The 21704-nt window shown below is 36.6% G+C and carries 18 protein-coding genes; 13 read left to right on the forward strand and 5 right to left on the reverse strand.

What is annotated here, in order from left to right:
• Nucleotides 1–59 precede the first annotated feature (59 nt).
• On the reverse strand, nt 60–1535 hold the full coding sequence (guaB, locus tag BUC12_RS17340) for an IMP dehydrogenase (RefSeq protein ID WP_062178462.1): 1476 nt from the start codon (nt 1533–1535) through the stop codon (nt 60–62).
• 546 nt (nt 1536–2081) lie between these two features.
• Between guaB and BUC12_RS17345 the strand changes: the two genes are divergently transcribed.
• Nucleotides 2082–2528, forward strand: coding sequence for a GNAT family N-acetyltransferase (locus BUC12_RS17345; protein WP_062178465.1), 447 nt, complete (start codon nt 2082–2084; stop codon nt 2526–2528).
• Between the two features lie 9 nt (nt 2529–2537).
• Here BUC12_RS17345 and BUC12_RS17350 read toward each other — a convergent pair whose 3' ends face one another.
• From BUC12_RS17350 to porZ, 4 genes are all read right to left on the reverse strand, one after another.
• Nucleotides 2538–2885 carry a cupin domain-containing protein gene (locus BUC12_RS17350; protein ID WP_062178470.1) on the reverse strand — a complete coding sequence of 116 codons (348 nt, stop codon included), beginning with the start codon at nt 2883–2885 and terminating at the stop codon, nt 2538–2540.
• A 111-nt stretch (nt 2886–2996) separates the two neighbouring features.
• Entirely contained in the window at nt 2997–5279 is a 2283-nt protein-coding gene (gene tamL / locus BUC12_RS17355; protein ID WP_062178475.1) for a translocation and assembly module lipoprotein TamL, read from the reverse strand.
• Between the two features lie 143 nt (nt 5280–5422).
• Nucleotides 5423–5770 carry a hypothetical protein gene (locus tag BUC12_RS17360; protein ID WP_062178478.1) on the reverse strand — a complete coding sequence of 116 codons (348 nt, stop codon included), beginning with the start codon at nt 5768–5770 and terminating at the stop codon, nt 5423–5425.
• A 155-nt stretch (nt 5771–5925) separates the two neighbouring features.
• Entirely contained in the window at nt 5926–8268 is a 2343-nt protein-coding gene (gene porZ / locus BUC12_RS17365; RefSeq protein ID WP_157257507.1) for a type IX secretion system anionic LPS delivery protein PorZ, read from the reverse strand.
• A 192-nt stretch (nt 8269–8460) separates the two neighbouring features.
• Between porZ and BUC12_RS17370 the strand changes: the two genes are divergently transcribed.
• From BUC12_RS17370 to BUC12_RS17425, 12 genes are read left to right on the forward strand one after another with little or no spacing between them, the layout of a single operon-like run.
• Nucleotides 8461–9780: a UDP-glucose dehydrogenase family protein gene (locus BUC12_RS17370; RefSeq protein ID WP_062178484.1), complete on the forward strand. Its 1320-nt coding sequence runs from the start codon at nt 8461–8463 to the stop codon at nt 9778–9780.
• 31 nt (nt 9781–9811) lie between these two features.
• Nucleotides 9812–12217 (forward strand): SLBB domain-containing protein, encoded by a 2406-nt coding sequence (locus BUC12_RS17375; protein ID WP_062178805.1) that lies wholly within the window; start codon nt 9812–9814, stop codon nt 12215–12217.
• A 4-nt stretch (nt 12218–12221) separates the two neighbouring features.
• Nucleotides 12222–13295, forward strand: coding sequence for a Wzz/FepE/Etk N-terminal domain-containing protein (locus BUC12_RS17380; protein WP_062178487.1), 1074 nt, complete (start codon nt 12222–12224; stop codon nt 13293–13295).
• Between the two features lie 60 nt (nt 13296–13355).
• Complete coding sequence (gene rfbC, locus BUC12_RS17385; RefSeq protein ID WP_062178490.1) at nt 13356–13925, forward strand: dTDP-4-dehydrorhamnose 3,5-epimerase; 570 nt, start codon at nt 13356–13358, stop codon at nt 13923–13925.
• Nucleotides 13926–13941: 16 nt separating this feature from the next.
• On the forward strand, nt 13942–15006 hold the full coding sequence (rfbB, locus tag BUC12_RS17390; protein ID WP_062178808.1) for a dTDP-glucose 4,6-dehydratase: 1065 nt from the start codon (nt 13942–13944) through the stop codon (nt 15004–15006).
• 7 nt (nt 15007–15013) lie between these two features.
• The gene (locus BUC12_RS17395) at nt 15014–15991 is read left to right on the forward strand and encodes an NAD-dependent 4,6-dehydratase LegB (RefSeq protein ID WP_062178493.1); all 978 of its coding nucleotides are present in this window, start codon (nt 15014–15016) and stop codon (nt 15989–15991) included.
• Nucleotides 15984–17126, forward strand: coding sequence for a LegC family aminotransferase (locus tag BUC12_RS17400; RefSeq protein ID WP_062178496.1), 1143 nt, complete (start codon nt 15984–15986; stop codon nt 17124–17126). Before BUC12_RS17395 ends, BUC12_RS17400 begins: the two co-directional genes overlap by 8 nt.
• Complete coding sequence (locus BUC12_RS17405) at nt 17123–17749, forward strand: acetyltransferase (RefSeq protein ID WP_062178499.1); 627 nt, start codon at nt 17123–17125, stop codon at nt 17747–17749. Before BUC12_RS17400 ends, BUC12_RS17405 begins: the two co-directional genes overlap by 4 nt.
• A 2-nt stretch (nt 17750–17751) precedes the next feature.
• Nucleotides 17752–18759, forward strand: coding sequence for an N-acetylneuraminate synthase (gene neuB, locus BUC12_RS17410; protein WP_062178501.1), 1008 nt, complete (start codon nt 17752–17754; stop codon nt 18757–18759).
• A gap of 10 nt (nt 18760–18769) precedes the next feature.
• Nucleotides 18770–19930, forward strand: coding sequence for a UDP-N-acetylglucosamine 2-epimerase (gene neuC, locus BUC12_RS17415; protein ID WP_062178504.1), 1161 nt, complete (start codon nt 18770–18772; stop codon nt 19928–19930).
• Nucleotides 19927–20970: a nucleotidyltransferase family protein gene (locus BUC12_RS17420; protein ID WP_062178506.1), complete on the forward strand. Its 1044-nt coding sequence runs from the start codon at nt 19927–19929 to the stop codon at nt 20968–20970. Before neuC ends, BUC12_RS17420 begins: the two co-directional genes overlap by 4 nt.
• A complete protein-coding gene (locus BUC12_RS17425) occupies nt 20970–21665 on the forward strand; it encodes an acylneuraminate cytidylyltransferase family protein (protein ID WP_062178509.1) in 696 nt (231 codons plus the stop codon). Before BUC12_RS17420 ends, BUC12_RS17425 begins: the two co-directional genes overlap by 1 nt.
• Nucleotides 21666–21704: the final 39 nt, after the last annotated feature.

Below are 21704 nucleotides of genomic sequence, written 5' to 3' on the forward strand. Positions count from 1 at the left end.
GCTACCCTGAAATTTTGGATAGCTATTCTCTTTTTATTTAATACAGCTATTTCTATTTATTATTCGCCTCTACTGTAATTAGGGGCTTCACTTGTTATCGCTACATCGTGCGGATGGCTTTCGGCTACTCCTGCATTGGTGATACGGGTGAATTTAGCTTCGTGGAGAGTATCTATATTTTTTGCTCCGCAATATCCCATACCTGCACGTAATCCGCCTAGCATCTGGTATACTACTTCATAGAGCGATCCTTTGAATGGCACGCGGGCGGCAATACCTTCGGGAACCAGCTTTTTGATATCGGCTTCCATATCTTGGAAATATCGGTCTTTAGAACCTTTTTCCATGGCTTCGAGCGAACCCATACCCCGGTATGACTTGAACTTGCGTCCGTTGAAAATGATCGTTTCTCCCGGAGATTCTTCTACTCCTGCAAGCAGCGAACCCATCATTACCGAATATCCTCCGGCAGCAAGGGCTTTTACAATATCACCTGAATAACGCAATCCACCGTCGGCGATTAATGGTACACCTGTGCCTTCTAATGCTTTTGCTACATCATAGATGGCAGATAACTGGGGCATACCTACACCTGCTACCACGCGTGTGGTACAGATTGATCCGGGTCCGATACCCACTTTCACAGCATCTGCTCCGGCGTCTGCCAGATATTTGGCTGCTTCGCCTGTTGCGATATTTCCTACAACCACATCAACATTCGGGTATGATTGTTTTACACGCTTAAGCATGTCGACAACTCCTTTCGAATGTCCGTGTGCCGTGTCGATAACGATAGCATCTACTCCGGCTTCGACAAGTGCTTTTACCCTTTCCAACGTATCGGATGTAACACCTACACCGGCTGCTACACGCAAACGTCCGAATTCGTCTTTGCAGGCATTGGGTTTGTCTTTGGCTTTAGTTATGTCTTTGTATGTGATCAGTCCTATCAGTTTGTTGTTGGCATCTACTACAGGTAGTTTTTCAATTTTGTGGTGCTGTAATATGTCTGCTGCAGCTTCGAGGTCGGTTGATTGTTGAGTCGTGATCAGGTTTTCGATGGTCATAACATCTGCAATCAGTTTTGTCATATCCCGTTGGAAACGTAAGTCGCGGTTGGTAACGATACCCACCAATTTGCTTTGTTCATCCACAACAGGTATACCTCCGATTTTGTATTCGGCCATGAGAGCCAATGCATTCCCGACGGTTTTGTCTTTATGAATGCTTACCGGATTTGAGATCATTCCGTTTTCGGCACGTTTTACATACCTTACTTGTTGAGCTTGTGCTTCTATCGACATATTTTTATGAATAACCCCGATACCACCTTCGCGTGCAATGGCAATAGCTAATTTGGCTTCGGTAACAGTATCCATAGCTGCCGAAACGAAAGGGATATTCAAATTAATATTTCGTGAGAACTTTGTCGATAGGTCGACTGTGCGGGGAAGGACTTCGGAGTAGGCGGGGATCAATAATACGTCGTCAAACGTAAGCCCATCCTGAACGATTTTATCTGCAATAAATGACATAAACTATTAGGCTTAAATTTTTATTGCACGCAAATGTACTTATTTTTAGGCGTTCTGATGAAATACTTTTCATTAAAAATGAATTGAAAGTTTATTTTTATGAAAAAAGGATATTAAGTATATCAGTTAGTATTTAAAAAAACGTTCTTTCTTCTGTTGTTGTAACCTTTACAGCAGGGTGGCAGTAACTAAACAAAGGTGACATCGGGCTGTTACTTTTGTTACCCTTTTATTTTTCTCAATATCAGTTTTTTATACTTTATAAAGTGACAAAGGTGACAAAAGTGACACCATTTTTGAATATTTTTTTTCCATTTTTCATCTTTAGTTTCAAAATATCAAAGAACCCTCTTTATATTTAATAGATAAAAATGGCGTCGATTTATACTTGAGAGAAATGCTTTAACTCTTGATTGTCCGCTAATGCGTACCTTCGCCTGACGGGTACACATGGAGTTGTATATGCGACAAAAAAAACTTTTTCCAACTAATGGTCTGCTTAATTGTATAGATTTTTATGTAACGTTTATTCAAAAAGTAATAGCAATGAAAATTATATCGGTAAGGGAAAATCCCGAAATGAAGGATAAGGCTATTGACTATATCAGTAGCAAATGGAGTGCCCCGAAGGTGATCTATGAAGATTGTATTACCCACTGCATCACAGCTCCGGTTCCATTACCGCAATGGTATCTTTTAGAAAAGGATGGAGAGATAATAGGCTGTGCAGGCCTTATCACGAATGATTTTATCAGCAGGATGGATTTGTATCCGTGGATTTGTGCATTATTTATAGAAGAAAGCCATAGAGGCAATATCTATAGCCGGCTATTGATAGAGAAGGCAAAGGATGATGCAAAGAAAGCCGGATTCGATAATCTTTATCTTTCTACGGATCATATCGGCTTTTATGAGAGATTCGGTTTCAGGTATATCGGCAATGGTTACCATCCATGGGAAGACGAATCACGGATATATGAGATAAATCTATAATGCTTGCAATTATTCTATATTTATTCTATCACTATTTGTTGATGGTTGAGATACAACAATAAACTCTATCGGAGTTGTTGTTTCATTCGCAATATAGTGTTCTTTATCTGGAGTAATGGTTATTCCTTCGTGTTTATTGATTTCTATTTTTTCAGATTCGATATAAAATGTCGCTCTTCCTTTTAGTATGTAAAAAAATTGTTGGGCAGTTGTATGATAATGTTTCTTTTCTTTTGTAGAGGGTGGCATTGCTTCTTGTTTAATTGATAACTCATTTGTATCTACAAAAATCCATCCGTCGCAATTGTCTCCCCAGATGTAATGTTTTACTTCTTCTTTCAATAATTTTTTTGCCATAATTCTAAATCTATAAATGCAAATATATTAATTCCCCTGATAGCAGATGAAATTGTTTTGAATTTTGCTATCAGGGGAATGTATTTTATTGTCTCAGGAAATACTATACTATCAGAATGGGTATCCGATACCGAAGTGCCATGCCATCCGGTTGAAGCGAGGTTTAGCTATCACCCATTTACTGTCTTTTTGCTCTTCGGGATCATATGCCCTCACCCCAAGATCGAGACGGAGAAGAAGAAATCCGAGGTCGAAACGTAAGCCTGCTCCGTATGATAACGCTATTTCTTTGTAGAACTCAGAGAATTTGAATTGCCCTCCGGGCTGCCCTTCGTAATTATTGATCGTCCATACATTCCCTGCATCAACAAATCCGGCAAGTTCGATATAGTCCGATACTTTTCTGCGGTACTCGATGCCGAGGTCGAGTTTGATATCTCCTACCTGATTGGCAAAGTCATTGGCTGTTGTATCGTTGGGGACATATGATCCGGGACCCAAGTCACGGGTACTCCATCCTCTTACACTATTGGCTCCTCCTGAGAAGTAGCGTACCTCGAATGGAAGAATAGTCGAATTACCGAATGGTTTGGCAACTCCCAATCCGATACGAAACGCGAAAGAACTGTTCCTGTCCAGAGTATGTGTTTGAGAGTACGAAACATCTCCTTTGATGTATTCGGCGTATGCGATACCCATTATTTTTTTCTGGCCTGTACTGTCTTTTTGGGCATCGTAGAAACTTGTAACCAAACGGGGAAGCAATCCACTTAAATCGATATTAGCTCTTACCGTTACTTTGTTTTTGGGTACTTTTCTGCTAAATCCGGTATTCAGGTTAGTAAAGGTAATCCCATACTTGAGGCTTGATATCAACTGGTCTTTATAACTTTCGGCAAGAATGGGGTTATTTTTATTTTCGAGATAATTTTCCCTGAATTCATCCGTCACCGATGGCATACGCACATAGTTCACATCCCATAGGCTGAATGAGTGGTTGAACCTGTTTTTATTACTAGCCCAGCGGTAAGTAAGCGCTGTATTGAAAAACTGACGGGTATATTCTTTCCGGTGCTGGTTATTAACACCCACCGAAATTTGGGTACTTGCTGAAGGTGCTTCGCGCCAGCTCCGTTTCAACCAAGGGAATAGGAACATGGGGAATGACAGGGAAGCATCTATACCATATTCGTAATAGTTTTGGTTAGAAACACTGCTTTTATTCGAATTGGAGATAAACTCATAGGCTCCTCTGAGTTTGATCTTTAAAATTTCGGCTCCGTTGAATAAGTTCTGGTGCTGGTAAGTAATACTGGGTGCAATACCTAAGTCACCCGCAGAGTTGGTTCCTTGAATTTCGGTCTGGAAGAAATGTGTATTTCCCGGTACAACTGTTACTAAGGCATCGAGTAACTGAACACTATCATTAGGGTTACTGACGGGAGTATATGTGATATCTGTTTTCTTTACCACCCCGATACCATTTAATGCTCCTGTGGTACGAGTGTAAGCCATATCGGAATAGTACCTGTCTGAACGGATAAAGTTGTTGCGGTAAAGAGTCGAGTTACGTAAAAAGTTATTAGACCCGTGTACGAAGGTCATGCCTTTGTAATATGTAGTGTCCGGATCTTGAAAAATCCGCTTATTGCCACGTATCGATGGGTCAAATCCACTTAGTACGGTCACATTCCTTATCTTGAAGCGTTTAAAGGCGGTGCTGTCTTTAGACGGATTCAGATTCAGGTACATATCCACCTGATGCGAATTGAGTGTAGAGTCGACCTTGAAGTATAAATATTCTTTCGAGAACTGGTAATATCCGATATTACGCAGATATGAAGTAAGATGCTCGCGGGAAGCTTCTATATTATCCTGGTTATAAACCGTACCGGGTTGAATACTCGTGTATTTTTTAGCCGGTGCCAGACTTCTGGCTATCGTTTTGTTGTGTATATCATATTCGTAATTGCGGATGGTATAAATACCATTATTCTGTATATCATAGGTGATATTCATTTTTTTCCCTTTCGGTTTCAGTATGGTATCTACCTCTACTCTCAGGTATCCTTCGTTGCTTAATTGTTGGGCTATTTGCCTTGCTGATAATTGGGTTTGTTGCGGACTGTATATTACAGGCGCTTGTCCCATTTTTTGTATAGTTCTGTTGAGCCACTTACTGGTGTCTTGTCCTGCCAGATTATATATCCCCAACCTGATGCTTGATGCAGGTTGTTGACGAACGAAATCTTCGAGATAAGTGACGTCTATTTTTTTTGTGTCAGCGTTAATTTCGTAACCATTCATCATGTATTGCCCATCGGGTACATGCTTCGTCGAATTACACGACCATAACGAAATTGATAATGCTATGCCAATACCTATTTTTTTCATGTTACTCAATTATCCTTCAATAGAAACAAACGCACTACATCCGGGTTTTGTTTACAAAAATAGTAATTCGCAAATGTAAACAATAAAAAAGACCCTTTAACGTAAGCAAAAGAGTCTTTTATTTTTTTAGTGGTGAAGTTCCTTTATTGTGGAACTCTTTTCAGATTATCAAGATCCGGTTGAGGATTTAATGCTGCTATAACCTCGTTTGTTACATCTGTTCCTCCGGTCATATTTTTCCATAACGATTGTATGGTATAAATCGGCCCCCAGGGGATACCCCACCATCCCATAACAAGGGACAGGCCTGTATGTTTCCAGTGATGAGCGAAGGCAGATTCGTTCGACTTAATGAAATATATGCTGCTTCCCCTTTTGAATGTGATAACTAATAATGACACACAATAGTTGAATATGACGAACCGCGCTCCCCGGTCCAGCTCATTTTGGATATCGTTGATAGATAATCCTTCGATGTTCTTAATTTCCATAAATTGTTAATCCAGTGTTGTACTTCAAAAAAAAATTTGTCCCTGTATTTTACATACTGTGCAAAACTAATAAATTTAGAAATAAAACATCCGGGTAAGCAATTATTTAACAAACTGTTATATAACAGTTGTCCGGTTGAAATATTGAGGGGATCTTAATTTACGACCATAATTTTGGTGACAACGCCTTCCGAACCATCTTCGGATGAACCGAAAACGATATATACACCGGTGTCTACTCTTCTACCTTTAGCATTCAGCCCGTCCCAACTGTATTGTCCGCCTAAAGATTTTCCTTGGTTGATAAGGTTACCCCTTACATCGGTGATTTTAACCGTAGAGTTTTGCTTTAAACCGGTGATGGATATGGCTCCTGTGTATTCCGGTTTTACAGGATTAGGGTAAGCATATACATTCGAGAAATTGTCGGCGCCCTGAGTTGCTCCGCTTTTGTATGAAACAAGCCCTCTTTCCGAGCCGATATAGACAGTTCCTGTTTGCTGGTCTATTGCTAGTGATAAGATACTGTTAGATGGCAAAGGGCTGTTGTCTATATCGAAATGTTCGAGAGTGCTGTTTTGAGAGTCAACCAGATATACTCCGGCTGTTTCTGTTCCTATCCATTTCCGGTTTGCACCGTCTATTGCAATGGCATTAATGGGTATATTCTCCAGTAGTGGTACTATTATATTACTATCGTCCTCTTTGGCAACCATTACCTTATATAGGGTAACATCGGCATTTGAAGCGAGAATATTATTGCTTTTGACTGTGAAAGGGCCTATATTGGTAGCAACCCATATATTGCCCGCATTGTCTTCTGCCAGATCGTATATTGCACCTATCTCTAAGCTATTGCCATATTGGTCTTTGAATGACGTAATTATCCGCGATTTGTCGTCGGCAGTATTACTTATAGTACCATTATCATTAAAAATGAAGATATACGGATTGACTATACTGCAAATCCATTTATTCGAATATTTATCAATTATAATTGTTTTGGTATTGGTGTCTGTATTATCTTTTGATATGGCAGAGAAGGGTATTTCTGCCCATACTCCATTTTTCTGATATATTTTAACGACATTTTCTACCATTGAGTTTAATATCCATAGGTTCGAATTTTTGTCGTAAACCATTCCGCTGACACGTGTTGTTCTCCAACCATCGGATGTTTCCAGATAGTTTATTGTACTGTTGGTATCGTCAAATCTGTTCTTTAAAGTTGTCCCCTGAAATTCATAAAGTCCTTCTCCCCAGCTGGACGCGAATATATGATCGGGATCTGCCGGATCACTTATGGCATATACAATATCAAGAGCATTGAATCCTGCCTGAGAACTGATATCGCTGGGATATATGTTTGTCCATCTTGAGTTTTTGAACATCGATAGGCTGGCACCAAAGCTATATCTTACAGAGTAAAACCCTCCTCCTGTAACTATCAGTTGTTTGTTCTGGAATGTCAGTGAGAAAGGATAATTGGTAGTCGGGCCGGCTGGTACCAGCCATCTTTCGGAAAAATCATATGCTCCGTTATCGTCACGCTTAATTAAGCATAGGTTGTTACCTTCCGAAGACATCCAGTACTCTAAAGTATTGTTTCCATTAGGAGTGATATAAGTAAGGTTCTCGATATTTAATTTGACAGATTGGTTTAAACTTGAATAGTCCCAAAAGTTGTCTTTTCCCGAAACAAAGAGATGGCTATTTACTGTTGTCTCTATCCTGTTCAGGGTATTGTTAGCCAGTAAAAGTTTTACTGTCGATAGATTTTCGACATAATACACTGCTGTGTCGGGTACTAAAAATATCAGTTGATTATCGAAAACCGTTATTTGATTAACCTGCGTGTCTTTAAATTGATTTTCTGTTCCTGCATAAAGCGTACTTAGTGGAAAAGATTCCCAGTTCGAAAAATCGATCAAATTTTTTTTCTTATCAATACTGTATATTCCTTTTGATGTCGCAGCATAAAATTTACCGTCAAAAGATGTTATAGAGTGGAATGGGAAATTAAAAACCCCTGATTCTCTAACCACTTTTTTAGCTATATCTATAATCAGGAAACCGAAGTTTGTAGACAAATATGCACTGTCCCCCTCAATAAATATGCTATTGATTGTTTTGTCGATATTCTGCGAATAATCTTTCAGGTAAGGAATCGTTGCATATGATTTGTCTTCATACAACATTTCGATATTTGCATCAGAACGGGTTAGTAGCAGGCACTTTTGCTTGTCGCTATATGCAATGTGCCTGATATCGGTATTGCTTCTATCTTTTATGTAAGTTTCGAAACTATTATCCTCGGAATTGTAGCTAAATAATTTACCATCAGTTAGAGCAAAAATGATATTTCCGTTCCTGACTATCTTGTCTATTTTAGCTGAATATGATATATGATTACTCCAATACGAGGCTGCAAGCAAAGATTCTCCCATAAAAAAGAAGAAACAAATAATAAAAAGGAGCTTATGACGTTTATTATTCATGACCTTTTGAGTTAAAGGGTTTAATGAGAACATAATCGAATAGGAAGCAAAGATATAATAATCCTTCGCTAATCGAAGAATTATTCTTTTCTATAAAGATCGGTAAAGTCTTTGATTTTTAGTAAATCTTTGTATGCTATTTTTTTATGTCTTACTTTTGTGTGATTTTTAATATAGACCGGAGTATAATTTATGAAAATAGCAATAGTCGGTACAGGCTATGTTGGGCTAGTAACAGGCGCATGTTTCTCTGAAATGGGTGTTGACGTCTATTGTATTGATGTCGATTCAGAGAAAATCGATAACTTGAAACGAGGTATCATACCGATTTATGAGCCGGGTTTGGAAGATCTGGTGCTAAAAAATTATAAAGCAGGTCGTTTGAAATTCTCGACGAACCTTCGTGTCGTTCTGAATGAAGTTGATGTTGTATTTAGCGCTGTAGGGACACCTCCGGATGAGGATGGTAGCGCTGATTTAAAGTATGTGCTAGAGGTTTCTAGAACTATTGGACAAAACTTAAATAAATATATTTTAGTTGTTACTAAAAGTACTGTCCCTGTGGGAACTGCTAAATTGGTGAGGGCAACAATTCAGGAAGAGTTAAATAAAAGAGGAAAATCTGATCTTGCTTTTGATGTGGCCTCTAATCCCGAGTTTTTGAAGGAAGGAGCTGCAATAGACGATTTTATGAGCCCGGATCGTGTGGTGGTTGGTATAGAATCAGATCGGGCAAAGGAGGTTATGGATAGATTATACAAACCATTTACTTTGAATAACTACCGTATTATATACACAGACATTTCGTCTGCTGAAATGATCAAGTATGCAGCTAATGCTATGCTTGCTACACGGATCAGTTTTATGAACGATATTGCAAATCTTTGCGATATCGTAGGAGCGGATGTGAATATGGTTCGTATGGGCATTGGCGCAGATAACCGAATAGGGAAAAAATTTTTATATCCGGGATGTGGTTATGGAGGAAGTTGTTTCCCAAAAGATGTGAAGGCTTTGATCCAAACCGCTACTAATAAGGGATATAATATGCAACTTCTAAAAGCAGTTGAATCTGTTAATGAGTATCAAAAGGGAATTTTGTTTGAAAAATTTGTCAATTATTATAACGGAGATATAGCAGGTAGGACTGTTGCGATATGGGGGTTGGCATTCAAGCCAAAAACAGATGATGTACGCGAAGCGCCATCTTTGGTTCTGATTAAAAAGCTTATTGAAGCTGGAGTTAACATTAGAGTTTATGATCCGGTAGCTATGAATGAAATTAAAAAAAGGATAGGTGACGTTGTAATATACGCAAAAGATATGTATGACGCTATTATTGATTCTGATGCTTTATTTCTAGTAACGGAATGGAATGAATTCAGATTACCTTCTTGGGTTGCTATGAAAAAGATTATGAAGTATCCACTGATTATAGATGGACGAAATATATATAACGGTAGTGACGTTAGAGAAGCTGGATTTGAATATTATTGTATCGGTGCAAAATAAAATAGAATAGTTTTATATATAAATGAATCAAATGAAGAAAATCATTTTTTCTTTTTTCCTTTTATTGAGTTGTACAGTTTCTGTATTTGCTCAGATGTCCGATCAGCAAGTGACTGATTATGTAAAACAAGAGTATGAGAAGGGTACTTCACAACAAGTTATTGCAACAAGTTTGTTACAAAGAGGAGTAACTAAGCCCCAGTTAGAAAGAATTAAGCAACAATATGAAAAAGACCAATCTTCTTCAGCTGTCAGTTCTAAAAGTACAGCTGCTTTGCAACGTGAAAGGAGAGAGAATCCTCAGGAAGATATTGCTGTAGGAGCATTTGACGAGGTAAGTGACGGGATTAGTACTGTAGGAGAAGTTTCTTCAGAAAATCAGATATTTGGTCGCAGTATTTTTAATAATAGAAAATTATCTTTCGATCCAAATGTGAATATACCAACTCCATTAGATTATAGATTAGGTCCTGGAGATGAGGTGATTATTAATATTTGGGGAGCATCACAAACCACCGTTCAACAAACAATATCGTCAGAAGGAAATATTACTGTTGACCGTTTAGGTCCGGTTTATCTTAATGGTATGACAATTAAGGATGCAAATGATTTTGTTCAAAGGAAGTTTGCCACTATTTATGCTGGTATAGGTAGTGATGGTGGAGCATCTCAGATAAAATTGACTTTAGGTCAAATAAGAACTATTCAAGTGAATGTTTGGGGGGAAGTATCTGTACCCGGAACTTATTCATTATCTTCTCTCTCTTCAGTATTTCATGCATTATATAATGCAGGAGGGATTAACAACATCGGTTCTTTACGTTCCGTTAAATTGTTTAGAAATAATAAATTATTAAAAGAACTCGATATCTATAAATATATATTGGATGGAAAATTAAATGATGATATTCGTTTAATGGATAACGATGTTATTGTTGTTCCTCCATATGTGTCATTAGTTAATATATCCGGAAACGTAAAGCGTCCGATGTATTATGAAATGACTTCAAAAGAATCTATCTCAACCTTATTGAATTATGCAGGAGGCTTTACGGGTGATGCATATACTAAAAAGTTGAGAGTGGTCAGAGGTACTGGTACAGAAAAGAAGATTTTTACTGTAAATGAAAATGAGTTTAGTTCATTCTTACTGAAAGATAAGGATATTGTGACTATTGCTACAGGTTTGGATTTATATGATAATCGTGTAGAAATAAAAGGTGCTGTTTATCGTTCAGGCTATTATGAGATAGGAGAAATCAATACAGTGAAAGATCTTATTGCTGCTGCCGATGGTATACGGGGAGATGCATTCCTTAATCGGGCTGTATTAACTCGTGAAAGAGAGGATTTGACGACGGAGGTTATTCCGGTTGATATTCGGAAATTATTATATGAGAATGGTACAGATATAGTTCTTCGTAAGAATGATATTCTATATATACCAGCTTTAAGCGATCTAAAAGAGTTTGGTGATTTTGTCGTTTATGGAGAAGTTGCGCGTCCAGGTAGCTATAAATATTCAGATAATACAACATTAGAAGATTTGATTATTCAGGCTGGCGGACTATTAGAGTCGGCATCAGTTGTAAGAGTAGACATTGCACGTCGTATTATAGACCCTAATAGTATGACTGAGACTCGAACCATATCTGAAAATTATTCATTTGGTATTAAGGATGGATTTGTAATTGATGGAAACCCCGATTTTATACTGAAACCATATGATCAAATATATGTAAGAAGAAGCCCTGGGTATCGTGCCCAAGAAAATGTATATATACAAGGAGAGCTTTTATTCCCAGGCACTTATGCTTTAAATAAAAAAGCAGAAAGAATATCTGATCTTGTGAAAAGGGGTGGAAATTTAACTCCTGATGCATATGCCCGTGGTGCCAGATTGGTACGACAACGTTCAGATGAAGAAAGGTTTAGGTCAGAGGCCGCATTGAAGGTCGCTAATCAGGGAGGGAAGGACTCAATTTCTGTTAGAACATTAGACTTGGCCTCAACTTATAATGTCGGGATAGAATTAGATAAGGCTTTGTCTAATCCCGGATCTGATTATGACTTAGTTTTGCGCGAGGGAGATCGATTGATTGTCCCGGAGTATGATAATACGGTGAAAATTAATGGTGCTGTTATGTATCCAAATACAGTTGTGTATAAAAGGGGAGAAAAACTGTCTTATTATATAAATCAAGCCGGAGGCTATAATGATACAGCAAAAAAGAATAAATCTTTTGTTATTTATATGAATGGAACGGTTAGTAAAATAAAGGGATCAGACCGTAATGCGATACAACCTGGGAGTGAGATAATAGTGCCAAGCAAGGAACAGGCTAGGCGTATGTCAATGGCTGAGATGTTAAGCCTTGGCTCTAGTGTAACGTCTATGGCAAGTCTTATTGGTGTATTAATTAATACAATGAAATAAAGGTATGGCAACTGAAATTGATAAAAATACTACAGAGGAAAAAGAAATAGACCTTATTGAATTAGGGCAGAAGCTGTGGAGTAAGCGTAAATTTATCTTAAAGATTTCTGCTATAGGATTTGTATTAGGCATTATTGTTGCATTTAGTATCCCGAAAGAATATACAACAATTGTTATTTTAGCTCCAGAGTCATCATCTGGGAGCTCATTAGGTGGTGCTAGTGCCCTTGCTGCAATGGCTGGAATAAATTTAGATGGGAGTAGTAATTCTGGGGATTTATCAAGTGATATTTATCCTAATATCATGGGGTCAACTCCTTTTGTATTAGGTTTATCATCTGTAAATGTACGAGATAAAAAGGCTGGGATAGATACAACTTTATATATGTATATTAAAGATGAGCAAAAGGAGAGTTGGTGGGTATATATTTTAGGCTTACCTAGGCTAGCTCTGAATGTATTCTCTTCTAGAGATACAGGTTCTGAAAATATAGAGCGGAATAGTCTGTTTTTAACTAAAGATGAAGTTAGTGTTATTGAAAATATAAGAACTCGTATAAGCGTTTCCGTAGATAAAAAAACATCTGTGATAACTCTTTCTTCGACGATGCAAAGCCCTGAAATATCAGCATTTATAGCTGATACCTTGACCTCTTATTTGCAGTCTTATATAATAAAATATCGAACAGAAAAGGCTCGGGCTGACCTCGTTTTTGCAGAAAAACTTTATAATGAATCTAAAGATGACTATACAAAAGCTCAACAAAAATATGCTGATTATTTAGATAAGAATCAGAATGTAATTTTAGCTAGTTATAGAGTCAATCAGGAAAAATTGCAAAATGAAGCCTCATTAGCCTATAATGTTTATAATCAGGTAGCTCAACAACTTCAAGTAGCGAAAGTAAAAGTACAGGATCAAACACCTGTGTATACTGTTATTCAACCTGCTGTTATACCATTAATCCCAGCTAAACCTAATAAAAAGTTAATAGTTATTGGTTTTATTTTTCTGTTTGGTATTGGAGCTTGTGGTTGGATTTTAGGAAAAGACCTTTTAAAGAATTTAAGATCATAACCTAATTTTTTTGTTTTAGAAAATTATATTCTAATTTGTTGGATAAATTTGTTATACTATATGAATATAATAAGAACAGATATAGAGGGAGTTATTATTCTTGAGCCTAAAGTTTTTAAGGATGGACGTGGGTACTTTATGGAATCTTTTTCTCAAAGGTTTTTTAATACAGAGGTTTGTAACACACCTTTCGTTCAGGATAATGAGTCTCAGTCGATGTATGGTGTATTAAGAGGGTTGCACTATCAAAAGCCACCATTTGCCCAATCTAAGCTTGTTAGAGTTGTAAAAGGATCGGTTTTAGATGTTGCAGTTGATATACGCAAAGGTTCTCCTACATTTGGAAAATACGTTTCTGTTGAATTAACAGAAGACAATAAACGTCAACTATTTGTTCCTAGAGGTTTTGCCCATGGATTTGTTGTTTTGAGTGAAGAAGTTATATTTCAGTATAAATGTGACAATTTTTATTCATTAGAACATGAAGGAGCTATAGCTTGGGATGATCCAGACCTCAATATCGATTGGAAAATACCTTTTTCTGATATAATCTTATCAAAAAAAGACAGCAATCATCCTACTTTAGCTGAAGCGAATTGGCTTTTCTCCTACAACGATGTTTTATATTAATATAAATAATGAAATAATGAAATATACTCGTAATATATTGATAACTGGAGGTGCCGGTTTTATTGGGTCTCATGTAGTTCGTTTATTTGTAAACAAATATCCGGAATATCGCATCATAAATTTAGATAAACTTACTTACGCAGGGAATTTGGCGAACTTAGCTGATATTGAGAAAAGACCTAATTATACTTTTGTAAAAGCGGATATTTGTGATTTTGATCAGATATTGGATATTTTCAAAAAATATGAGATTGATAATGTTATTCATCTCGCAGCAGAAAGTCATGTTGACAGGAGCATAAAGGATCCTTTTACGTTTGCCCAGACTAATGTGATGGGTACTTTGTCTTTATTGCAGGCGGCAAAAGAGTTGTGGAACACTCCATATACAAATAATCGTTTTTATCATATTTCAACAGACGAGGTTTATGGTACTTTAGAGTTTGATGGTACATTCTTTACAGAAGATACAAAGTATGATCCACATAGCCCGTATTCAGCAAGTAAAGCTAGCAGTGACCATTTCGTCCGAGCTTTTCATGATACCTATGGTTTGCCTACGATTGTAACGAATTGTAGCAATAATTATGGACCTTACCAATTTCCTGAGAAATTAATACCATTGTTTATTAACAATATTAGACATAAAAAGCCGTTACCTGTATATGGAAAGGGTGAGAATGTGCGGGATTGGCTTTATGTAGCAGATCATACTAGGGCAATAGATGTTATTTTTCATGAAGGTAAAATAGCCAATACATATAATATCGGAGGGTTTAATGAATGGAAAAATATAGACCTTATCAAGGTAATAATAAAGACAGTCGATCGTTTGTTAGAAAATCCCGAGGGAACATCTGATTCTCTAATTACTTATGTGACAGACAGAGCAGGACATGACTTAAGATATGCAATAGATTCTAATAAACTTAAGAATGAGTTGGGGTGGGAACCATCTCTTCAGTTTGAAGAAGGTATTGAAAAGACTGTGCAATGGTATCTTGATAATCAAGAATGGATGGATAATGTAACATCAGGGGATTATCAGGAGTATTATAAGAAAATGTATAAGAATAGATAAAAATAATATGAAAAATGTACTAGTAACAGGAGCTGATGGTTTTATCGGATCTCATCTGACAGAAATGCTTTTAGAACAAGGGTATAGAGTAAAAGCTTTGTCCTATTATAACTCTTTTAATGATTGGGGATGGCTGGAAGGAATTGTGCATCCTAATCTTGAAGTTCTGAGTGGGGATATTAGAGATCCTCATTATTGCAAGCATATAACGAAAGATGTTGATATTATCTTTCATCTGGCTGCCCTGATCGCTATACCTTATTCTTATGTGGCACCTGACAGTTATGTTGATACCAATGTAAAAGGTACGTTAAATATATGCCAGGCTGCTAAAGAAAATAATGTTCAGCGTATTTTGGTAACATCTACATCGGAAGTATATGGTACGGCACAGTACGTTCCTATTGATGAGAAACATCCAAAGCAGCCACAGTCGCCATATTCAGCCACTAAGATCGGAGCTGATGCTATGGCTTTGAGCTTTTATAATGCATTTGAACTTCCGGTTGTTATTGTTAGACCTTTTAATACTTATGGACCCCGACAATCGGCAAGAGCCATTATACCTACAATAATTGCTCAGATAGCTTCAGGAATGAAGGAAATAAAACTGGGAGATTTGACCCCAACACGAGACTTTAATTTCGTAAAAGATACCTGTCGAGGGTTCATCGAATTGTTTAAGTGTGATGCAGCTATAGGGCAAGAAGTAAATATTGCTAGTAATTATGAGATTTCGATGAGGGATACTTTAGAACTCATTGCTAAGATAATGGAGTCTGATGTTAAGTTTATAGAAGATACGCAGCGCTTACGTCCCAAAAATTCGGAAGTATTTAGATTGTGGGGTGATAACTCTAAAATTAAGTCATTAACAGGATTTACACCTGAATATGATATTGAAAAAGGTCTAAGAGAAACAATTACTTGGTTTACTAAACCTGAGAATTTAAAGAAATATAAAGCTAATATATACAATGTATAACGAGTTTGTTCAATTTGTTAGAACTATTTATAATAGCTCAGACTTTATACCACTTCATGCTCCGTACTTTGCCGGTAACGAAAAAAAGTATTTGGAGGAATGTATTGATACTACATTTGTATCAAGTGTAGGTGAATTTGTAGATCGATTCGAAGAAATAACGAAGTCATATACTGGATCGACAAAAGCTGTTGTTTGTGTGAATGGCACCAATGCTCTTCATATGGCAATGGAGCTTGTTGGCGTAAAGCGAGATGATGAAATATTAACACAGGCATTGACATTTATAGCTACAGCCAATGCAATTAGTTATATTCCTGCGCATCCTGTATTTCTGGATGTTGATAAAGATACCATGGGGTTATCACCCGTAGCTGTTGAAAATTGGTTGAAAGAAAATGCCGAGATCAGGCATGGCGAAACTTTTAATAAAAAAACAGGACGCCGTATAAAAGCTTGTATCCCGATGCATACATTCGGATTTCCTGTGCATCTTGATGAATTGGTTGCAGTTTGTGAAAAGTACCATATTGAATTAATTGAAGATGCTGCCGAAAGTTTGGGTAGCTTTTATAGAGGCAGACATACCGGTACTTTTGGAAAAGTAGGTGTTTTGAGCTATAACGGAAACAAAACAATTACAACTGGTGGCGGTGGAATGCTTTTGTTTCAGGATGAAAAATTAGGAACTTATGCTAAGCATCTTACAACTCAAGCCAAAGTTCCTCATCGCTGGGAATTTGTGCATGATCATATTGGATATAATTACCGAATGCCAAATATAAATGCGGCCTTGGGTTGTGCTCAGATGGAAAATTTGGGTATGATTCTCGAAAATAAGCGTAAAACAGCTCAAATGTATAAGGAATACTTCAGAGATAATGAAAGTATAAAATTTTTTGAAGAACCGAAAACCAGCAAGTCCAATTATTGGTTGAATGTTGTCCTTTTGTCGGATAAAAATGCTCAAACTGCATTTTTGGAATACACGAATGACCATAATGTAATGACTCGACCTATTTGGGAATTGATGAATAGACTGGAGATGTTTAGAAATTGTCAAACAGATGATTTAACCAATACAAAGTGGTTTGCAGATAGAGTTGTTAATATACCAAGCGGAGTAAGAGTGTGAAAAAATTAATTCTTATTGGTGCTGGTGGACATTGTAAATCTGTAATTGATGCAGCAGAAAGCGCAGGCTTTGAAATAATCGGGATTTTAGATGTTGTCGAAAAAGTAGGCGAAATAATTCTCGGATACCCTGTCATTGGTACTGATGAGATGATTCCGGAATTTGTTGACTCAGTTCTGTTTGTTATTTCTGTCGGTTTTATCTCGAACCCCGATGTCAGAATACGCTTACATCAAAAAGTGATAGAAGAGGGTGGACGGTTTGCTACAATAATCGCTTCTTCCGCTTATGTGTCTAAGCATTCCAATATCGGAGACGGAACTGTCGTTTTGCAGCACGCATGTGTCAATGCAGAAGCTAATATTGGGTTTGGTTGCATAATCAATACTTTTGCCAATATAGATCATGAGGCCTCGATAGATAACTACAGCCACATATCAACAGGAGTTATGGTAAATGGTGCTTGTAAGATCGGAAAAGGAGTTTTTATAGGTAGCCAAAGCGTACTTTCGCAGGCAGTATCTATTGCTGATTATTCAATAATTAGTGCAGGTTCTTTTGTTAGGAAGAATATAGTATCGAGTGGTATATATGCTGGGAACCCTATTCGAAAAATTAAATAGACATGAGTAGAACAATTATAATAGCAGAAGCGGGAGTCAATCACAATGGCTCTATTGAACTTGCCAAAAAACTAGTAGATGCTGCGTCTGAAGCAGGTGTTGACTATGTTAAGTTTCAAACATTTAATGCTAAAAAATTAGCTTCGAAAAATAGTAAAAAAGCCGATTATCAAAATAAAAACACATCGGAAGGAGGCGATTCTCAGCAGGATATGCTCAGTAAACTCGAATTGAGTAAGGAGAGTCATTACGAGTTAATCGAATATTGCAAAGAAAAAAAGGTTAAGTTTTTTTCGACTGCATTTGATTTGGATAGTATTGATTTTTTGAATCAGCTGAATTTAGATATCTGGAAAATTCCATCAGGAGAGATAACAAACTATCCGTATTTAAAACGTATTGCAACAACACGTAAGCCTATTATACTGTCAACAGGCATGTGTGATATGTTGGATATCAGGAATGCTTTGAACGTTTTTATTTCGAATGGAGTTTCTAAAAATAATATAACTATACTGCATTGTAATACGGAGTACCCTACACCTTATGGAGACGTAAATCTGAACGCAATGAATACTATTGGTCGTGAATTTGATGTTAAAATAGGTTATTCCGACCATACATTAGGAATAGAAGTGCCTATTGCAGCGGTTGCTTTAGGTGCAAAGATTATTGAAAAACATTTTACATTAGATCGTACAATGGAGGGGCCTGATCATAAGGCTTCGGTAGAACCTTCAGAATTGAAACAAATGGTTAATTCTATTCGTAATATTGAAGAAGCTTTAGGTTCTAGCGAAAAGGTTGCATCGGCTTCTGAATTAAAAAATATAGCAGTTGCCAGAAAGAGTATTGTTGCTTTGGCAAAGATAAAGAAAGGTGAAGTGTTCACCGAGGACAATCTTGCGGTTAAAAGGCCTGGAAATGGAATATCTCCTATGAAATGGGAAGAGATTATAGGACGAAAAGCAATAAAGGATTTTGAAGAAGATGATTTGATTGAGATTTAATAAAAAATGCATGCGAAAGATTTGTGTTATTACAGGAAGCCGTGCTGAATATGGAATTCTGAGTAATTTGATGAAACTGATAAAAGAGGATGCTTTGCTCGATTTGCAAATAATAGCGACTAATATGCATCTATCTCCTGAGTTTGGACTAACTTATCAGGAAATAGAAAAAGATGGCTTCTTTATAAATAAAAAGGTTCATATGATGGTTTCTTCAGATACCCCTAATGCTGTCTCTAAATCAATAGGGTTGGGTACAATTGGGTTTGCCGATGCATATGAAGATCTTCTACCTGATTTAATTCTGGTATTGGGCGATCGTTATGAAATACTGGCAGCAGTATCTGCTGCTTTATTATTTAAAATACCTGTGGCTCACCTGCATGGAGGAGAAATTACGGAGGGGGCATATGATGATTCTATCAGACATGCGATAACTAAATTGAGTCATCTTCATTTTACATCAACGGAGGCTTACAGACGAAGAGTAATTCAATTAGGCGAAGCCCCCGGAAAAGTGTATAATGTAGGTGCATTGGGCGTGGAGAATATCACAAATACACTGATATTATCTAAAAAAGAACTTGAGCAAAGTTTGAATTTTAACTTAGGTGATAAATCTTTATTAGTGACATATCATCCTGTTACATTGGAAAATAATACAGCTGAGCAACAATTTTTAGATTTATTATTCGTTCTCAATCAATATAAAGATTATAAGATAGTATTTACGATGCCTAATTCGGATACTAATGGAAGAGTAATCATGAAACTTATTGATGATTTTGTTTCTAAGAATGAAGGCAGGGCTATTGCTTTCGCTTCGTTAGGTCGACAAAGATATTTTTCGGCACTAAATTATGTTTCTGCTGTTATTGGAAATTCGTCTAGTGGTATTATAGAGGTACCTAGTTTTGGTATTCCTACCCTAAATATTGGGGATAGGCAAAAAGGACGAATAGCTGCCCTCAGTGTTATTAATTGCGAGGCTTCGTTAAATGAGATAAATGAAGGCATGCAAAAAGTATTGTCTGAGGAAACTAAGATGATGGCTAAAATAACGAAGAATCCTTATTTTCATAAGGAAACATCGTTTCAAATATTAGATATTCTGAAAAATTATCCTTTAACTAATATTATTCAAAAAACGTTTTACGATTTGCCATCATGATAGATCAAGATAAATTTATTATTAAGAATACAGCCTCTTTACTAGATGCTCTTGTAGCTCTAAACAAACTTTCGAATGATGTACTTACTCTCTTTGTGGTAAATGAGGAAGGTGTACTTCTTGGTACATTAACAGATGGAGATGTTAGGCGTAGATTAATAGATGGATACACGCTTGAATCGGGTGTGTTGGAAGTAATGAATTCCCATTACCACTACATAAGTGAAGGGCAGATTGATGTTCCTTACCTTAAAATGCTGAAAAATAAAGGAATTGTGCTGATCCCTGTATTGGATGATACTAATAAAATCCAAAGAATATTAAACCTGAAAAATAAAAAATCAATACTACCTATTGATGTAGTCTTAATGGCTGGAGGAAAGGGGGAAAGATTAAGGCCTCTGACTGAAAAAATACCTAAACCTCTTTTGAAAGTCGGAGATAAGTCTATTATTGATCATAATATTGACCGATTGATAGACTATGGGGTTGATAATATTAATGTTACGGTTAACTATCTTAAAGAGCAGTTAATTGAGCATTTTAGAAACCCACTACCAAATGGAGTGAAGGTCAATTGTGTGTCGGAACCATGTTTTTTGGGAACGATGGGGTCTATAAAATTTGTAAGTCATTTTGCTTCTGATTATATATTAGTGATGAATTCTGATTTATTTACTAATATCAATTACGAGGAATTATTTCTCCACTTTTTAGAGCATAATGCAGATATGTCGGTTGTTGCTGTTCCCTATACAATTTCTATTCCTTATGGAATCTTTGACTTAGAGGGGAGGAATATAAAAGGAGTGCAGGAAAAACCCATCCTCAATTATTATGCAAATGCTGGAATTTATTTGTTTAAGAAGAAGTTTTTAGATTTGATTCCGGATAGTGAATTTTTTAATGCGACAGATCTTATTGACTCTATGATTGAGAATAAATGTAAGGTTGTAAGATTTCCGTTAACAGGCTATTGGATAGATATAGGTAAGCATGAAGAGTATAAGAAAGCTCAAGAACTAATTAAACACTTGTGATGGAAAAGAGAAATAAAACATTAGTTGTTATACCAGCTCGTGGAGGAAGTAAAGGTATTCCATATAAAAATATAAAAAAATTAGGAGGCAAGCCATTGATCTATTATTCAATAGGTGTTGCAAGGCTCTTGTTTTCAGATGATGATATTTGTGTTTCAACAGATGATACTAAGATTATTAGTGCTGTGGAAAACTATGGATTGCCTGTTCCGTTTGTTCGGCCAGATATTCTCGCTACAGATACCGCTACAACACAAGATGTTCTTTTGCATGCTGTAGATTTCTATAGATCGAAGGGAAAGGAATATGATAGAATATTGTTATTGCAGCCCACATCTCCTTTAAGAACCGAAGAAGATATAAAGAGTGCAATGTCGTTATATGATGATAGTATTGATATGGTTGTTTCAGTAAAGGAATCTCATGCCGCAGTTGTATTATGTGAAGACAATGACGAGGGTTTTCTTGAGTCGATCTTTAACAAAGGGACATTACGTAGGCAGGAAATCAAAAAATATTATGAATATAATGGGTCTATATATCTAATAAATGTAGAATCATTGTTAACAAAAGGATTGAGTTCTTTCGATAAAAAAAGAAAATATGTCATGCCTACAGAACGTTCGATCGATATTGATACTTTATTTGATTGGTTTACTGTGGAATATATTTTACATCAAAAAAATGAAGTTTAATTAATACTCCTAATTGTATTTAGGTAGCAGTATGTTTTT

The organism is Indolivaga macrotermitis (genome assembly GCF_900128985.1).
Taxonomy (GTDB): domain Bacteria; phylum Bacteroidota; class Bacteroidia; order Bacteroidales; family Dysgonomonadaceae; genus Dysgonomonas_A; species Dysgonomonas_A macrotermitis.